At 61.6% G+C, this 15,450-nt stretch carries 11 protein-coding genes; 6 read left to right on the plus strand and 5 right to left on the minus strand.

The annotated features are described in order from the left end of the window. Positions 1–14: 14 nt before the first annotated feature. Positions 15–2,390, minus strand: a complete 2,376-nt coding sequence (ppsA, locus tag H045_RS13925; protein WP_003230312.1) for a phosphoenolpyruvate synthase — start codon at positions 2,388–2,390, stop codon at positions 15–17. Positions 2,391–2,569: 179 nt separating this feature from the next. On the opposite strand from ppsA, the gene ppsR reads away from it, so the two are divergent. Continuing rightward, the gene (ppsR, locus tag H045_RS13930; protein ID WP_003230310.1) at positions 2,570–3,388 is read left to right on the plus strand and encodes a posphoenolpyruvate synthetase regulatory kinase/phosphorylase PpsR; all 819 of its coding nucleotides are present in this window, start codon (positions 2,570–2,572) and stop codon (positions 3,386–3,388) included. 61 nt (positions 3,389–3,449) lie between these two features. Here the strand turns inward: ppsR and H045_RS13935 are convergent, their stop codons facing one another. Further along, entirely contained in the window at positions 3,450–4,874 is a 1,425-nt protein-coding gene (locus H045_RS13935; protein ID WP_032869684.1) for an aminotransferase-like domain-containing protein, read from the minus strand. 109 nt (positions 4,875–4,983) lie between these two features. Between H045_RS13935 and H045_RS13940 the strand changes: the two genes are divergently transcribed. The 5 genes from H045_RS13940 to H045_RS13960 are packed head-to-tail and all read left to right on the plus strand — an operon-like array spanning position 4,984 to position 10,508. Then, on the plus strand, positions 4,984–5,928 hold the full coding sequence (locus H045_RS13940; protein ID WP_003230305.1) for a DMT family transporter: 945 nt from the start codon (positions 4,984–4,986) through the stop codon (positions 5,926–5,928). A 26-nt stretch (positions 5,929–5,954) separates the two neighbouring features. Next, on the plus strand, positions 5,955–7,817 hold the full coding sequence (gene moeB, locus H045_RS13945; RefSeq protein WP_015372683.1) for a molybdopterin-synthase adenylyltransferase MoeB: 1,863 nt from the start codon (positions 5,955–5,957) through the stop codon (positions 7,815–7,817). A gap of 15 nt (positions 7,818–7,832) precedes the next feature. Continuing rightward, a complete protein-coding gene (locus H045_RS13950) occupies positions 7,833–8,747 on the plus strand; it encodes a PLP-dependent cysteine synthase family protein (RefSeq protein ID WP_003230301.1) in 915 nt (304 codons plus the stop codon). 37 nt (positions 8,748–8,784) lie between these two features. Beyond that, complete coding sequence (locus H045_RS13955) at positions 8,785–9,777, plus strand: serine O-acetyltransferase (protein WP_003230299.1); 993 nt, start codon at positions 8,785–8,787, stop codon at positions 9,775–9,777. A 2-nt stretch (positions 9,778–9,779) separates the two neighbouring features. Continuing rightward, a complete protein-coding gene (locus tag H045_RS13960) occupies positions 9,780–10,508 on the plus strand; it encodes an alanyl-tRNA editing protein (RefSeq protein WP_015372684.1) in 729 nt (242 codons plus the stop codon). A 65-nt stretch (positions 10,509–10,573) separates the two neighbouring features. Here the strand turns inward: H045_RS13960 and H045_RS13965 are convergent, their stop codons facing one another. The 3 genes from H045_RS13965 to acnD form a co-directional block, all read right to left on the minus strand. Continuing rightward, positions 10,574–11,437, minus strand: coding sequence for an MlaD/PqiB family protein (locus H045_RS13965; protein WP_236277817.1), 864 nt, complete (start codon positions 11,435–11,437; stop codon positions 10,574–10,576). Between the two features lie 197 nt (positions 11,438–11,634). Continuing rightward, the gene (gene prpF, locus H045_RS13970) at positions 11,635–12,825 is read right to left on the minus strand and encodes a 2-methylaconitate cis-trans isomerase PrpF (protein ID WP_003230293.1); all 1,191 of its coding nucleotides are present in this window, start codon (positions 12,823–12,825) and stop codon (positions 11,635–11,637) included. An 11-nt stretch (positions 12,826–12,836) separates the two neighbouring features. Continuing rightward, complete coding sequence (gene acnD / locus H045_RS13975; protein ID WP_015372686.1) at positions 12,837–15,431, minus strand: Fe/S-dependent 2-methylisocitrate dehydratase AcnD; 2,595 nt, start codon at positions 15,429–15,431, stop codon at positions 12,837–12,839. Positions 15,432–15,450 lie beyond the last annotated feature (19 nt).

Consider the following 15,450-nt stretch of genomic DNA (forward strand, 5'->3'; position numbering starts at 1 on the left):
TTGACGTAGCGACTTTAAGCGGACGCTTGGCCTTCCGCGAGGAAGAACCAGGTTTCCAATACCGAATCGGGGTTCAGCGAGACGCTTTCGATGCCCTGTTCCATCAGCCACTTGGCCAGGTCCGGGTGATCGGAAGGGCCCTGGCCGCAGATGCCGATGTACTTTCCGGCCTTGTTACAGGCCTGGATGGCGTTGGCCAGCAGCTTCTTGACCGCCGGGTTACGCTCGTCGAACAAGTGCGCGATGATCCCCGAGTCGCGGTCCAGGCCCAGGGTCAACTGGGTCAGGTCGTTGGAGCCGATGGAGAACCCGTCGAAGAACTCCAGGAACTCTTCGGCCAGGATGGCATTGGACGGCAACTCGCACATCATGATCACGCGCAGGCCGTTTTCGCCACGGGACAGGCCGTTTTCGGCCAGCAGGTCGACCACTTGGCTCGCCTCGCCCAGGGTGCGCACGAACGGCACCATGATTTCGACGTTGGTCAGGCCCATCTCGTTGCGTACACGTTTGAGCGCGCGGCATTCGAGTTCGAAGCAGTCACGGAACGCTTCGCTGATGTAACGCGAGGCGCCGCGAAAGCCCAGCATCGGGTTTTCTTCTTCAGGCTCGTAAAGCTTGCCGCCGATCAGGTTGGCGTACTCGTTGGATTTGAAGTCCGACAGGCGCACGATCACCTTTTTCGGGTAGAACGCCGCCGCCAGGGTGCTGATGCCTTCCACCAGTTTGTCGACATAGAACCCCACCGGGTCGTTGTAGCCGGCGATGCGCTTGTCGACGCTCTCTTTGATGTCCAGCGGCAGTCCGTCGTAGTTCAACAGGGCCTTGGGGTGCACGCCGATCATGCGGTTGATGATGAATTCCAGACGGGCCAGGCCCACACCAGCGTTCGGCAACTGCGCGAAATCGAAGGCGCGGTCCGGGTTGCCGACGTTCATCATGATCTTGAACGGCAGGTCGGGCATGGCGTCGATGGAGTTTTGCTTGATATCGAAGCCCAACTCGCCTTCGAAGATGAAACCGGTATCGCCTTCGGCGCAGGACACGGTCACGCCCTGGCCGTCTTTCAACAATTGGGTGGCGTTGCCGCAACCCACGACCGCCGGGATACCCAGCTCACGGGCGATGATCGCCGCGTGGCAGGTACGCCCGCCACGGTTGGTGACGATAGCGCTGGCACGTTTCATCACCGGTTCCCAGTCCGGGTCGGTCATGTCGGAGACCAGCACGTCACCGGGCTGAACCTTGTCCATCTCGGACACGTCCTTGATGATCCGCACCTTGCCCGCGCCGATGCGCTGGCCGATGGCACGGCCTTCCACCAGCACGGTGCCGGTCTCTTTCAGCAGGTAGCGTTCCATGACGTTGGCCGAGGTGCGGCTCTTCACGGTTTCCGGACGGGCCTGCACGATGTACAGCTTGCCGTCGTCACCGTCCTTGGCCCACTCGATGTCCATCGGGCACTTGTAGTGCTTTTCGATGATCATCGCTTGTTTGGCCAGTTCGCTGACCTCGGCATCGCTCAGGCAAAACCGCGCGCGATCGGCCTTGTCCACGTCCACAGTCTTGACCGAGCGTCCGGCCTTGGCCTCGTCGCCGTAGATCATCTTGATGGCCTTGCTGCCCAGATTGCGGCGCAGGATGGCCGGACGACCAGCCTCAAGGGTGTGCTTGTGCACATAGAATTCGTCCGGGTTGACCGCGCCTTGTACAACGGTTTCGCCCAGGCCGTAAGCGCCGGTGATGAACACCACGTCACGGAAGCCCGATTCGGTATCGAGCGTGAACATCACGCCGGCGGTGCCGGTTTCCGAACGGACCATGCGCTGCACGCCGGCAGACAGGGCCACCAGCTTGTGGTCGAAACCCTGGTGCACGCGGTAGGAAATGGCGCGATCGTTGAACAGCGAGGCAAACACTTCCTTGGCCGCGCGGATCACGTTTTCCACGCCACGGATGTTCAGGAAGGTTTCCTGCTGACCGGCAAAGGAGGCGTCGGGCAAGTCTTCGGCGGTGGCCGAAGAACGCACGGCCACGGCCATGTCCGGGTTGCCGGCCGACAGGGTGGCGAAGGCGGTGCGAATTTCTTCGTTGAGCTTTTCAGGGAACTCGGCCTCCATGATCCATTGGCGGATCTGGCTGCCGGTTTTGGCGAGGGCGTTGACGTCATCGACGTCCAGAGCGTCCAGCGCGGCGTGGATCTGAGCATTGAGGCCGCTCAGTTCGAGGAAATCACGGTAGGCCTGGGCCGTGGTGGCGAAACCACCGGGCACCGACACACCTGCGCCAGCAAGATTACTGATCATCTCGCCGAGGGATGCGTTCTTGCCCCCTACGTGCTCTACATCATGGACGCCGAGCTTATCGAGGGAAACTACGTACTCTACCAAGGTGATCTCTCCACTTTCTGTGTTGGAAAAGCTCATGGACGCCAGCGGCTCTGTAGGAGCATTCGCCAGCGCTTGTGGCCTGGGCCTGGAAAATAAGTGAGAATGCGGCCCACTGCGGGACAGCAAAATCGCGCCTATCATATCCAAGATTCGCCATCAGCTTAAGGCCCAGGGCTCAAATGAAACGATCTGCTTTCTTTATCTCCGACGGCACCGGCATTACTGCCGAAACCCTGGGCCAAAGCCTGCTCGCGCAGTTCGAAAACATTACCTTCGCCAAATTCACCCGGCCTTATATAGACAGCGTGGACAAAGCGCGGGCCATGGTACAACAAATCAATCTGGCGGCTGAAAAAGACGGCTGCCGCCCGATCATTTTCGACACCATCGTCAACCAGGACATTCGTGAGATTCTCGCGACCTCCAATGGTTTCATGATCGACATCTTCTCCACCTTCCTGGCGCCGCTGGAGCAGGAGCTGAGCGAACATTCCTCTTATTCGGTAGGAAAGTCCCACTCCATCGGGCACAACTCCAACTATATGGAGCGTATCGAGGCCGTCAACTTCGCCCTCGACAACGACGACGGCGCGCGCACGCACTACTACGACAAGGCCGACCTGATCCTGGTGGGCGTATCGCGTTGCGGCAAGACGCCGACCTGTCTGTACATGGCCATGCAATTCGGCATCCGTGCGGCCAACTACCCGCTGACCGAAGACGACATGGAACACCTGACCCTGCCCGCCGCCCTGCGCGCGCACTCGCACAAGCTGTTCGGCCTGACCATCGACCCGGACCGCCTGACCGCGATCCGCAACGAGCGCAAGCCCAACAGCCGCTATTCGAGCTATGCCCAATGCGAGTTCGAGGTGCGTGAAGTGGAAAATCTGTTCCGTCGCGAAAATATTGCGCATATCAACTCCACGCATTTTTCGGTGGAGGAGATCTCGGCGAAGATCCTGGTGGAGAAAGGTGTCGAGCGCAGATTCAAGTAATCAACGCCCGCATGACCTGTGGAAGGGGGCTTGCGCCCTCCCACAGAAAGCCTGATCAGCCTTACAGATGAAACCTTCCCCCACCCTGCCCCAACGCCGTTGCCAACGCATCGAACCCCGCCCGCAACAACTGATCATCCCCCGACGTGTTGCAGATACTCGCGCGAATAAACTGCGGCACCGCCGTCTGCCCGACGGCAAAGGCTTCTGCGGTGGCGATCAGATAATTGTTCTGCTTGAGTTCGGCTTCGATCTCCGACGCGCGCCAGGGCTCCGGCACTTCGATCCAGAAGTGCGGGCTGTTGAGGTGGGTGCGGTAAGCCAGGCCCGCCAGCAAATCCTGCACCAGCGCCTTGCGCCGGCTGATCTCGCTGATCTGCTGGCGCAACAGGTACTCCGCCGTGCCGTTTTCGATCCACTGGGTGGCCAGTTCCAGGGTCACTGGCGTGGCCATCCAGCAGGTGGAGCGCAAGGCGGCGGAAATGCGGCTGACCAGCGCGGGCGGCGCATGCACATAGCCCACGCGCAGCCCGGCTGACACCGCCTTGCTCAGGCTGCTGATCAAAATCGTACGCTCGGGCGCGAAATAGCTGAGGGGCGGCGGCCGGTCCTCCACCAGAACGCCGTGGGCTTCATCCTCAAAAATCAACAAATTGTGTTCACGGCAGACTTTGGACAGCGCCTCACGGCGCGCCACCGACAACACCGCCGTCGTAGGATTCTGAATAGTAGGTGTGCAGTACAACGCAGAAATTCGGTGATTACGACAGACTTCATCCAGCGCACCCGGCAGCACACCCTCTTCATCCATCTCCAGGCCGATAAGGCGGATACCGAGCATGCGTGCCGCGGTGATCAATCCCGGATAAGTCAGTTGCTCGGTGACCACCGTATCGCCAGCCCGCAGCAGGGCCATCATGGCGCAGAGCAAGCCATGCTGACCGCCATTGACGCAGATGACCTGCTCGGGAATCGGATGAAAATCGCGCTGTACCAGCCACTGCGCACCGGCTTCGCGGTAGCGCGGCAGGCCTGCGTCAGGGGTGTAGGCGCTGATTTCCTGGAGAAACTTGGCGTTGGTCGACAGGGTCTGGAAGCTCTGCGCCAGGAACACCGTCTCCTGCCCGGGAATATGCATGTTTCGGCTCATGTCGAAGTACTGGCGCGGCTCCTCGCTGACATTGCGAAAACCTTCATCGCGCTGACGCTCCATTCCGCGCTTGCGCACGAAGGTGCCATCGCCGACCCGCGCCACTACCAGCCCGAGGCGCTCCAGCTCACCGTAGGCGCGGCTGATGGTGCCAATGGTGACGCCCAGATTGTCCGAAAGCACCCGATGGGGCGGCAGTTTTCGTCCCGGTTCAATCAGGCCTTCAAGGATGCCGCGCTCCATGACATCGGACAGGCGCTTGTACTTGACGCCCTGACCGTTGGACAACCCCTCACGCATAATTGACACCATGTCAATATTTGTTTTGACAGTCATCTTTCGCCCTAATAGTGTGCTTTTACGGGTTCAATCGCCGATTTTTACTGCTTGTTACACGCTCAATATAGAGTTCAATGTCGGCTCAGGGAAGCAATAAACGATGCCAATGTCCGCCGTTCTCGAAAACACCGCCAAAACAAAAACGCCCAAACAGTGGCTGCCTGGCCTGATAACCAGCGTGATGTTTCTTATCGTGTGCCTGAGCTGGGGCACCACTTGGCTGGGCATCAAGATTGCAGTGGAAAGCGTGCCACCGCTCACATCGGCCGGCCTGCGGTTTCTGATCGCGTTCCCGCTGTTCCTGTGTTTTGCCAGGGTGCGCCGCGAGCCAATCCTGTTTCCCCGGGAAAGCCGCTGGTTTTTCGTATTCGTGACGCTGTCCTACTTCAGCGTTCCGTACTACTTGCTCAACTACGGCGAGATGCATGTCTCGTCGGGCCTCACCGCCCTGCTGTTCAGCTGCATGCCGGTGTTCATCCTGATTTTTTCCGCGCTGTTCTTGCGCGAACGCATCTACTTTTCCCAGGTGGTCGGGATCGGTATCGGTTTCGGCAGTCTCTACATGATCATCCGCAGCCAGGGCCTGCACCTGGATCACGCCGAGTTCTTCGGCGTGCTGGCGATCCTCACCGCCGCGATCATGCATGCGTTGTGCTATGTGATTACCAAGCAAAAAGGCAGCGCCATCAGCGTGATCACTTACAACACCCTGCCCATCGGGATTGCCGGCCTGATGCTGTTCGTGGCCGGTCTGTGGTTTGAAACGCCGACGTTCGAAGACATTACCCTGCGCTCCTGGAGCGCGCTGTTCTACCTGGGGCTGGTGGCGTCGGTGGGCGGCTTCATCGTTTACTTCATGCTGCTCAAGCGCCTGAGTCCGATCATTCTGTCGTTTGTGTTCATCATCTTCCCGGTGTTCGCAGTGATCATCGGCGCGTGGTATGAGGGCGTGGCGCTGTCCCGTGACCTGATGCTCTACTCGGCGATCCTGCTGGCCGGCTTTGCGATCACCAAGTTGCCCATCGAAAAACTCCTGGCCAAGAAAAATTGAGCCTTCCACCACGACGCGAGAGCAACATGGATGTCCTTCGTCCCACCGCCCTGGAACAGATCTACGCCCACGCCGACCGCTGCTACCCCGAAGAGTGCTGCGGTTTCGTTTTCGCCGATGGCAGCGTGTACCCGGGCAGCAATATCCAGAACGAACTGCACCGCAAAAACCCCGACAGGTACCCACGCAGCGCGGCCAACGGCTACACCTTTGCCGTGGCCGACACCCTGCTGCTGAACAAGGCGTTGCGCAGCGACAACCCGGTGGTGGTGATCTACCACTCGCACCCAGATGTCGGCGCCTATTTCAGCGATGAAGACCAGGACAAGGCGCTGTTCATGGGCGAACCGATCCACCCGGTCAGTTACCTCGTGGTCGATGTCCGCCAGGGCCAATCCCTGGGCTCCAAACTGTTTGCCTGGGATGGCAAGCATTTCGCCCTCACCCCTTTCAACGACTTGCATGCGGAGCTGTCCATGAACGCTGTCTCTTTCCCCGACATTCTGGTTCGCGTGGCCAAGTTGCCGGAGTCGACCCTCGAAAGCGCCGGATCGACATTGCGCGAGGTCATGGAAAACCTGTGTAGCCGCCACCCGCAGTTGCGCGCGCACCTGTTTCACGAGAAGAACAACCAGCTCAAGGAACACTTTCTGTTCACCGCTGAAGAAGCCTTGATCGACGCCGACGAGCCACTGCCGGAAAAAGCCCGGATCGAGGTGCTGCTCGCCACGTCTGGCGGCATGGACATCGACACGCTGAGCAATGAAGAAGTGCAACGCTACGTGCGGCATATCACCCTGCCCGGCGTCGGTCGCGAGGGTCAGTTGAGGCTCAAGAAGGCCAGGGTGCTGATCATCGGCACCGGTGGCCTGGGCTCACCCATCAGCCTGTACCTGGCCGCCGCCGGTATCGGCACCCTGGGCCTGGTGGATTTCGACGTGGTGGAAAGCAGCAACCTGCAACGCCAGATCGTTCATGGCAACAGCAGCCTGGGCCTGCCCAAGGTCGAGTCCGCCAAACGACGCCTGCAGGACCTCAACAGCCATATCCGGATCAACACCCACGACACCGCTTTCAACGCCGATAACGCCCTTGAGCTGGTCGACGCCTACGACCTGGTGATCGACGGCACCGACAATTTCGATACGCGCTACCGGGTCAACGATGCCTGCGTACAGCTGGGCAAACCGCTGGTGTACGGCGCCATCTATCGCTTCGACGGCCAGATCAGCGTGTTCAACCACCAGGGCGGGCCGTGCTATCGCTGCCTTTTTCCCAGCCCACCGCCAGCCGAACTTGCGCCCAACTGCAGCGCCGGCGGGGTGATCGGCGTGCTGCCGGGGGTGGTGGGGATGATCCAGGCCACCGAGGCGATCAAGCTGCTGATCGGCATTGGCGAGCCGTTGTCCGGGCGCCTGATGCGCTTCGATGCCCTGGCGATGAAATTCACTGAAGTGAGCTTCAAGCGCCGCGCCGATTGCCCGTGCTGCTCAGCGCAGCGCCGCAGCCACACCATTGCCCCGGCAGTCTGTGCCGACGCCGTGGCGCCCCAGCCGTCCCTGGCCGAAGAGCGCTACATCAAGCCGCGCACCCTCAAGCAAGTGCTGGAACACCCGAGCAGCGCCGATGTGCTGGTGGATGTGCGCGATGCCAGCGAGCTGGAGGTGTGCAAACTGCCGGGCGTGGTGCACATCCCTCTCGACGAACTGGATTCGCAGCTCGGTCGCCTGAGCCGCGACAACACTCATTACCTGATCTGCTACGCCGGCACGCGCGCCGAGCAAGCGGCGAGTACCCTGCTGGCGGCCGGTTTTGCCAACACCAAGGTGTTGCAGGGCGGCATGAAACACTGGGTGCGCGACGTCGAACCCGACATGCCGTTGTATTGAGCGGGGGGCAGAGCGATGTTGCATAACTCGATTATCGACGCCATCGGCCACACGCCGACCGTGCGCCTGGCGCAGTTTTCCGAAGACCTCGGCATCGAGGTCTACGCCAAGCTCGAATCCCTCAACCCCGGCGGCAGCCACAAGGCGCGCATTGCCCTGGGCATGATTCTCGACGCCGAACGCCGTGGCGTGCTCATCCGTGATTCCGGGCAAACCCTGATCGAACCCAGCGGCGGCAACACCGGCATCGGCCTGGTAATGGCCGCCAATGTGCTGGGCTACAAAGTGGTGTTGGTGATCCCCGACAACTACAGTCCGGAAAAACAGAAACTGCTGCGCCTCTACGGCGCCAAAGTGGTGTTGTCGGACAGCCGCCTGGGCAACAACTCCCACGGCGAGAAATGCATGGAGTTGCAGCTGGAAAACCCGAGCTACGTGATGCTCAACCAGCAACGCAACGGTGCCAACCCGCAGACCCACCGCGACACCACCGCGCCGGAGATCCTGCGCGATTTCGGTGAGCTGCGTGCGGACTATTTCGTCAGCGGCATCGGCACCGGCGGCCATATCACGGGCATCGGCGAAACCCTCAAGGCCGCGTGGCCGGGCCTGCGCGTGATGGGCGTGGAGCCCGAAGAATGCGACCTGCTCAACGACCGGCATGCGCCGCACGACATTCAGGGCCTGTCGATCGGGCTGATCCCGAGCATTCTCAACCTGGACGTGATCGACGGCATGCTCAAGGTCTCGCACCGGGCGTGCGTCGACATGATCAAACGCATCATGCGCACCGACGCCATCAGCCTGGGCCTGTCCTCGGCCGCCAACATGGTCGCCATCGCCCAACTTGCCCCCGAACTGCCGCCTGAAACGGTGGTACTGACCATGGTCTACGACAATGCCGACAGCTACCTGCCAAACTTCGAGTAACCGGCCTTCCAACTATCCAGACTGCGGAGGTGGCTCCATGGGGGGCTTTATCGACATGCAACTGCTGCACGATGAGCTGCTCACGCACCTCATCAAGACGCTCACGCCCGCGCAGATGAAGCAGCTCGAGGCGCACCTGGCGCCATTGATCCAGGACGCGGCGCAGGCGGTGGCCGAAGACCTGATCGCCTACGCCAGTCGCGACCCGGCTTCACGCGGGCGCGGCGAGTTGATCCTGGAGTCCTACGCCTCGTTCAAGGCGGTGTTGTACTACCGGCTCGCGCACCGTGTGTGGAATTTTCCGGACCAGGCCAACGGGGCGTTTGCGCACATCGCCTCGCACCTGAGCAACCAGGGCAAGATGCTGTCCGGCGCCGACATTCACCCGGCGGCGCGCATTGGGCGGCGATTTGTGCTCGACCACGGCTACGGCACAGTGATCGGCGAAACCTGCGAAATCGGCAACGACTGCTACATCCTCTGCGGCGTGACCCTCGGCGCGCGTGGCATTGCCAACAACCCCGACGGCAAGCGCCACCCGCGCCTGGGCAATAACGTCGAGATCGGCTCCGGCGCAAGGGTGCTGGGCTACGTGCTGATTGGCGACAACGTGTTTATCAGCCCGTCCTGCGTGATCACCCAGGACGTGCCGGCGGGCACCAAGGTCAAGGTGGTCAACCAGATCCAGATGCAGAAGAACGATGCGTCGGAGCACAGTACCTACCTCGGCGCATTCGCTTTGGAGGAGCGCCTGCATGTGGTCGGTGAAATCACCGCCGGACACAAGGTCACGGTGCTGGACGCCGATTTTCATCCCCTGCCCGGGCTGATGCTGGAGCCCACAATGAAGGAGCGCCACCACCTGCAATTTCGCCTGCATCGCACCGAACCGAACTACCCGCTGCCACGCCTGCCGCTGAACCTGAAAGTCTGTGGGCCGGAGTTTGAAATCACCCTGCTGTCGCCGCCGGGCTTGAGTGCGATGGTGCGCTCGGTGTTGCAGGCCAGCCCATTGATCGTCGGAGGTTGAACATGTCCGTGAACATCCTGGAAACCCTGGCGCTGTTCGACAGCGCGCCCTACCAGAACACGTTCAGCGCCCGGGTCACTGCCGTTGGTGAACAGGGTATCGCCCTGGAGCAAACGTTGTTCTATCCCACTGGCGGCGGGCAACCGGGCGACACCGGCCACCTCATCCTGGCCGATGGCTCGAGTGTCGAGGTGATCGGCACCGTGCGCGACCCGGTATCGCGCACGATCATCTGGCACCAGGTGCAACAATGCCCTGAGCAGTTGGTCGCAGGCGCGCAGGTGAACGCTGAAATTGATTGGGACCGGCGCTATCGGCACATGAAGATGCACACCTGCCTGCACCTGTTGTGCTCAATCATCGATGCGCCGGTGACCGGCTGCAGCATCAGCGCCGACAAGGGTCGCCTGGACTTCGACCTGCCGGAAATGACCCTGGACAAGGACAGCATCACCCGCGACCTGAACGCGCTGATCGAACAGGCCCACGAAGTAAAAACCCTGTCGATGCCGGCGTCGGAGTACGCCACGCTGCTGCAGATCACCCGTACCCAGGCGGTGGCACCGCCAGTGATTCAGGGCTCGGTGCGGGTGATCGACATCGCCGGCGTCGATATCCAGCCGTGCGGCGGCACCCATGTGGCCAACACCAAGGAAATCGGCCAGGTGTTCTGCGAGAAGATCGAAAAGAAGAGCAAGCACAACCGTAGGGTCATACTGCGGTTTGAATGAACCTCGGTGCTGACGCGATTAAATGCACGGGGCAGCCCCTGCATTTAATCGCAACGTGCTGAAGCCTATTTCTTTTGTTGACTGACCTGCTGACTCAAGCTGTCAACTTTCTGCTGAAGTTGGGCAATGAATTGCTCGTAAGCCTCTGCCGATTTATCAAGGTGGGTGTTGAGCTGCTCGTTTTCTCTCATCAACTCTTCAATGGTGCGGGTGGCAGACGCTTCGGGCTGGGTGACCGGAGTCGTTTCTTCGCTTTTCCTGGCGGCAGGTGCTTGAGGCTGCAGGCCGTCCGACTCAATGGTCTTGTCGTAATCCGCCGGCAGGGTCGGAGTATCGTTGGCGGAGCCACCCGCTCCGCTGATCCTTTGGAACAAACCATCAATTTGTTGACTCAGCTCCATCAGCAGCCCCGCGAGCCTCCTGAGTGCCTCATTGACATGCTGGTAAAATTGATCGTTTTGGCTGCTCAGTGCTTCAAGATCGGACGTCTGCGCAGGGTTCTGCCTCTCGACTGGGGCATGCCTGACTTGGCTGCCGTTATCAAAAGGGGTTTCTTGAGTGGCTTCTTTCGGGTGTTCAAGTTGCCGGGTCAGGTCGGCGATTCGCTGCTGAAGTCCTTTTATCATCGACTCAAACCTGGCGATCAATGCGTTGAACTTCTCATTGAGTGCTTGATTTTGTCGGGTCAGTTGCGCCAGTTGGCCGGTTTGAGCGCCTTTCATTTGCCCGTGGTTGACCAGTGCAGTGTGACTCGAAAAGTTACCGCGCTGTTGGGCTGTCATGACGTTACGGGGCGGCGTCGAATCCTGAGTGGCAGCCGAATATTCATTGTCATCCGCGCTGTGCTCATGACGGACGGGGGCCGGATTGGGCGACATGTCGTAACCAGGGGTATAAGGCGTTTGTGGCTGAGTATTTATGCGGGTCATAGGTACTTCCAGGATTCAGGTAGGGGGTTCACAAGGCCTGCTGGAGCAAGCCTCATGGCTACCTGATTGGGTGTTTATCTGGAAGAAGTTCCACCTGTTCAGGCGTCGTAAGTAGCAACCTGTTTCGAGTAAAAAACAGGGTGCCAGATGCCGGAACTGTTAGCTCGCCACGGCGGCTCTCGGGACGGTGCAGGGTGTTAGAACGCATCGCCAGGGACGCGTACGAAGCCCTCCATCAGCACCCGCGCACTGCGGCTCATGATGGCTTTTTTGACCACCCATTCACCGTTCTCCTGAGTGGCCTCGGCGCCCACACGCAGGGTGCCGGAGGGATGCCCGAAGCGCACCGCGCTACGCTCCACGCCGCCTGCCGCCAGGTTGACCAGGGTCCCGGGAATCGCCGCTGCGGTGCCAATCGCCACCGCCGCCGTGCCCATCATGGCGTGGTGCAGCTTGCCCATGGACAGCGCGCGCACCAGCAGGTCCACGTCAGCGGCCTTGATCGGCTTGCCGCTGGAGGCCACGTAGTCCAAAGGCCTGGCCACGAACGCCACTTTCGGCGTGTGCTGGCGCTGGGCGGCCTCGTCCAGGTGGCTGATCAGGCCCATGCGCAGCGCGCCGTGAGCGCGCACGGTTTCGAACATCGCCAGGGCCTTGGGGTCGCCGTTGATCGCGCCCTGCAATTCGGTGCCGGTATAGCCGAGGTCTGCGGCGTTGATGAAAATCGTCGGGATACCGGCGTTGATCAATGTCGCCTTGAAGGTCCCCACGCCCGGCACTTGCAGCTCGTCGACGAGATTGCCGGTGGGGAACATCGCACCACCACCGCCTTCCTCTTCCGCCGCCGGATCGATGAATTCCAGCTGCACTTCGGCGGCCGGGAACGTCACGCCGTCCAGTTCGAAGTCGCCGGTTTCCTGCACCGCACCGTCGGTGATCGGCACGTGGGCAATGATGGTTTTGCCGATATTGGCCTGCCACACGCGCACCACGGCCACACCGTTGTGCGGCACGCGCTCGGCATCGACCAGCCCGGCGCTGATGGCGAACGCACCGACCGCCGCCGACAGGTTGCCGCAGTTGCCGCTCCAGTCGACGAAGGGCTTGTCGATGGCGACCTGGCCGAACAGGTAATCCACGTCATGCTCGGCGCGGCTGCTGCGGGACAGGATTACGGTTTTGCTGGTGCTGGAGGTCGCGCCGCCCATGCCGTCGATCTGCTTGTCATAGGGGTCGGGGCTGCCGATCACCCGCAACAACAGGGCATCGCGCGCCGCGCCGGGCACCTGCGCCGTGGCGGGCAGGTCCTGGAGGCTGAAAAACACCCCCTTGCTGGTGCCGCCACGCATGTAGGTGGCGGGGATTCTGATTTGCGCTGCATGTGCCATGGTTAGCCCCCTCAAGCGGTCGCCGTCGATGCCAGGAAGTCCTGGGCAAAACGCTGCAACACGCCGCCCGCCTCGTAGATCGATACTTCTTCGGCGGTGTCCAGACGGCAGGTCACCGGCACATCGACACGTTCGCCATTTTTACGATTGATCACCAGGGTCAACTGCGCACCCGGAGTGCGCGCGCCGAGCACGTCATAGGTTTCACTGCCGTCGATCTGCAGGGTGTGACGGTCGGTGCCCGGCAGAAACTCCAGCGGCAGCACGCCCATGCCCACCAGGTTGGTGCGGTGGATGCGCTCGAAGCCTTCGGCGGCAATCGCTTCCACCCCGGCCAGGCGCACGCCCTTGGCCGCCCAGTCGCGGGACGAGCCCTGGCCATAGTCAGCGCCTGCGATGATGATCAGTGGCTGCTTGCGCTGCATGTAGGTTTCGATGGCTTCCCACATGCGCGTGACCTGGCCTTCGGGTTCGACGCGCGCCAGTGAGCCCTGCTTGACCTTGCCGTTTTCCACCACCATTTCGTTGAACAGCTTCGGGTTGGCGAAGGTGGCGCGCTGGGCGGTCAAATGGTCGCCCCGGTGGGTCGCGTAGGAGTTGAAGTCGACTTCCGGCAGGCCCATTTTCGCCAGGTATTCGCCAGCGGCGCTGTCGAGCATGATGGCGTTGGACGGCGACAGGTGATCGGTGGTGATGTTGTCCGGCAGCACCGCCAGCGGGCGCATGCCCTTGAGCGGCCGCGCCCCGGCCAGCGCGCCTTCCCAATACGGCGGGCGGCGAATATAGGTGCTTTGCGGGCGCCAGTCGTACAGGGGCGCCACCTTGGGGCCGGTGTCTTCGTGAATCGCGAACATCGGGATGTACACCGCGCGGAACTGCTCCGGTTTGACCGAAGCCTCGACCACCGCGTCGATCTCTTCATCGCTTGGCCAGAGGTCCTGCAAGCGGATTTCATTGCCCTGGGCGTCGAGCCCGAGCACATCCTTTTCGATGTCGAAGCGGATGGTGCCGGCAATCGCGTAGGCCACCACCAGCGGCGGCGAAGCCAGGAATGCTTGCCTGGCGTACGGGTGAATCCGCCCGTCGAAGTTGCGGTTGCCCGACAACACGGCGGTGGCATACAGGTCGCGGTCGATGATTTCCTGCTGGATCAGCGGGTCCAGCGCGCCGGACATGCCATTGCAGGTGGTGCAGGCAAAAGCCACCACGCCAAAGCCGAGCTTTTCCAGCTCGTCAGCCAGGCCCGCCTCTTCCAGGTACATGGCCACGGTTTTCGAGCCCGGTGCCAGGGACGACTTGACCCACGGCTTGCGCGTCAACCCCAGTCGGTTGGCGTTGCGCGCCAAGAGGCCGGCGGCGATCACATTGCGCGGGTTGCTGGTGTTGGTGCAGCTGGTGATGGCGGCGATGATCACCGCACCGTCAGGCATCTGCCCTGGCACTTCGTCCCATTGGCCGCTGATGCCTTTGGAGGCCAGGTCACGGGTGGCAACACGGGCGTGAGGATTGCTCGGCCCGGCCATGTTGCGCACCACGCTGGACAGATCGAACGTGAGGCCGCGCTCGTAGTGCGCGCCCTTCAGGTCATCGGCCCACAGGCCGGTGTGGCGGGCGTACTGCTCGACCAGGGCGACCTGTTCGTCTTCACGGCCGGTGAGTTTGAGGTAGGTGATGGTCTGCTGGTCGATGTAGAACATCGCCGCCGTGGCGCCGTATTCCGGGGCCATGTTGGAGATGGTCGCGCGGTCGCCCAGAGTGAGGTTCGCAGCGCCTTCGCCGAAGAACTCCAGCCATGCACCGACCACTTTTTGCTTGCGCAGGAACTCGGTCAGCGCCAGCACCATGTCGGTGGCGGTGATGCCCGGCAGCAACTTGCCGGTCAGCTCGACGCCGATGATTTCCGGCAGGCGCATCCACGACGCGCGGCCCAGCATCACGCTTTCGGCTTCCAGACCGCCGACGCCGATGGCGATCACGCCCAGCGCGTCCACATGCGGAGTGTGGCTGTCGGTGCCGACGCAGGTATCCGGGAAGGCCACACCGTCGCGCACCTGGATCACCGGGGACATTTTCTCCAGGTTGATCTGGTGCATGATGCCGTTGCCCGGCGGGATCACGTCGACGTTCTTGAAGGCTTTTTTGCTCCACTCGATAAAGTGGAAGCGGTCTTCGTTGCGGCGGTCTTCGATGGCGCGGTTTTTCTCGAACGCGTCCGGGTCGGCACCGCCGGCTTCGACGGCCAGGGAGTGATCGACGATCAACTGCGTCGGCACCACCGGGTTGACCTGCGCCGGGTCGCCACCTTGCAGGGCGATGGCGTCACGCAGCCCGGCGAGGTCGACCAGCGCGGTCTGGCCGAGGATGTCGTGGCACACCACGCGGGCCGGAAACCATGGAAAGTCGAGGTCGCGCTTGCGCTCGATCAGTTGGCTAAGGGACGCGTTGAGGGTGGCCGGATCGCAGCGGCGCACTAGGTTTTCGGCGAGCACGCGGGAGGTGTAGGGCAAGCTGGCGTAGGCGCCGGGGGTAATGGCTTCGACGGCCGCGCGGGTGTCGAAGTAATCCAGACGGCTGCCGGGGAGCGGTTTGCGAAATTCAGTGTTCATCGTCAGGACTCGGTCACGG

This window comes from Pseudomonas poae RE*1-1-14, from assembly GCF_000336465.1.
GTDB lineage: Bacteria > Pseudomonadota > Gammaproteobacteria > Pseudomonadales > Pseudomonadaceae > Aquipseudomonas > Aquipseudomonas poae.

Excerpts from the sequence above, each read along its gene's own strand:
- ppsR (WP_003230310.1), top strand. The coding sequence starts at position 2,570 with ATGAAACGATCTGCTTTCTTTATCTCCGACGGCACCGGCATTACTGCC.
- H045_RS13935 (WP_032869684.1), bottom strand. The coding sequence starts at position 4,874 with ATGACTGTCAAAACAAATATTGACATGGTGTCAATTATGCGTGAGGGG.
- H045_RS13940 (WP_003230305.1), top strand. The coding sequence starts at position 4,984 with ATGTCCGCCGTTCTCGAAAACACCGCCAAAACAAAAACGCCCAAACAG.
- moeB (WP_015372683.1), top strand. The coding sequence starts at position 5,955 with ATGGATGTCCTTCGTCCCACCGCCCTGGAACAGATCTACGCCCACGCC.
- H045_RS13950 (WP_003230301.1), top strand. The coding sequence starts at position 7,833 with ATGTTGCATAACTCGATTATCGACGCCATCGGCCACACGCCGACCGTG.
- H045_RS13955 (WP_003230299.1), top strand. The coding sequence starts at position 8,785 with ATGGGGGGCTTTATCGACATGCAACTGCTGCACGATGAGCTGCTCACG.
- H045_RS13960 (WP_015372684.1), top strand. The coding sequence starts at position 9,780 with ATGTCCGTGAACATCCTGGAAACCCTGGCGCTGTTCGACAGCGCGCCC.
- H045_RS13965 (WP_236277817.1), bottom strand. The coding sequence starts at position 11,437 with ATGACCCGCATAAATACTCAGCCACAAACGCCTTATACCCCTGGTTAC.
- prpF (WP_003230293.1), bottom strand. The coding sequence starts at position 12,825 with ATGGCACATGCAGCGCAAATCAGAATCCCCGCCACCTACATGCGTGGC.
- acnD (WP_015372686.1), bottom strand. The coding sequence starts at position 15,431 with ATGAACACTGAATTTCGCAAACCGCTCCCCGGCAGCCGTCTGGATTAC.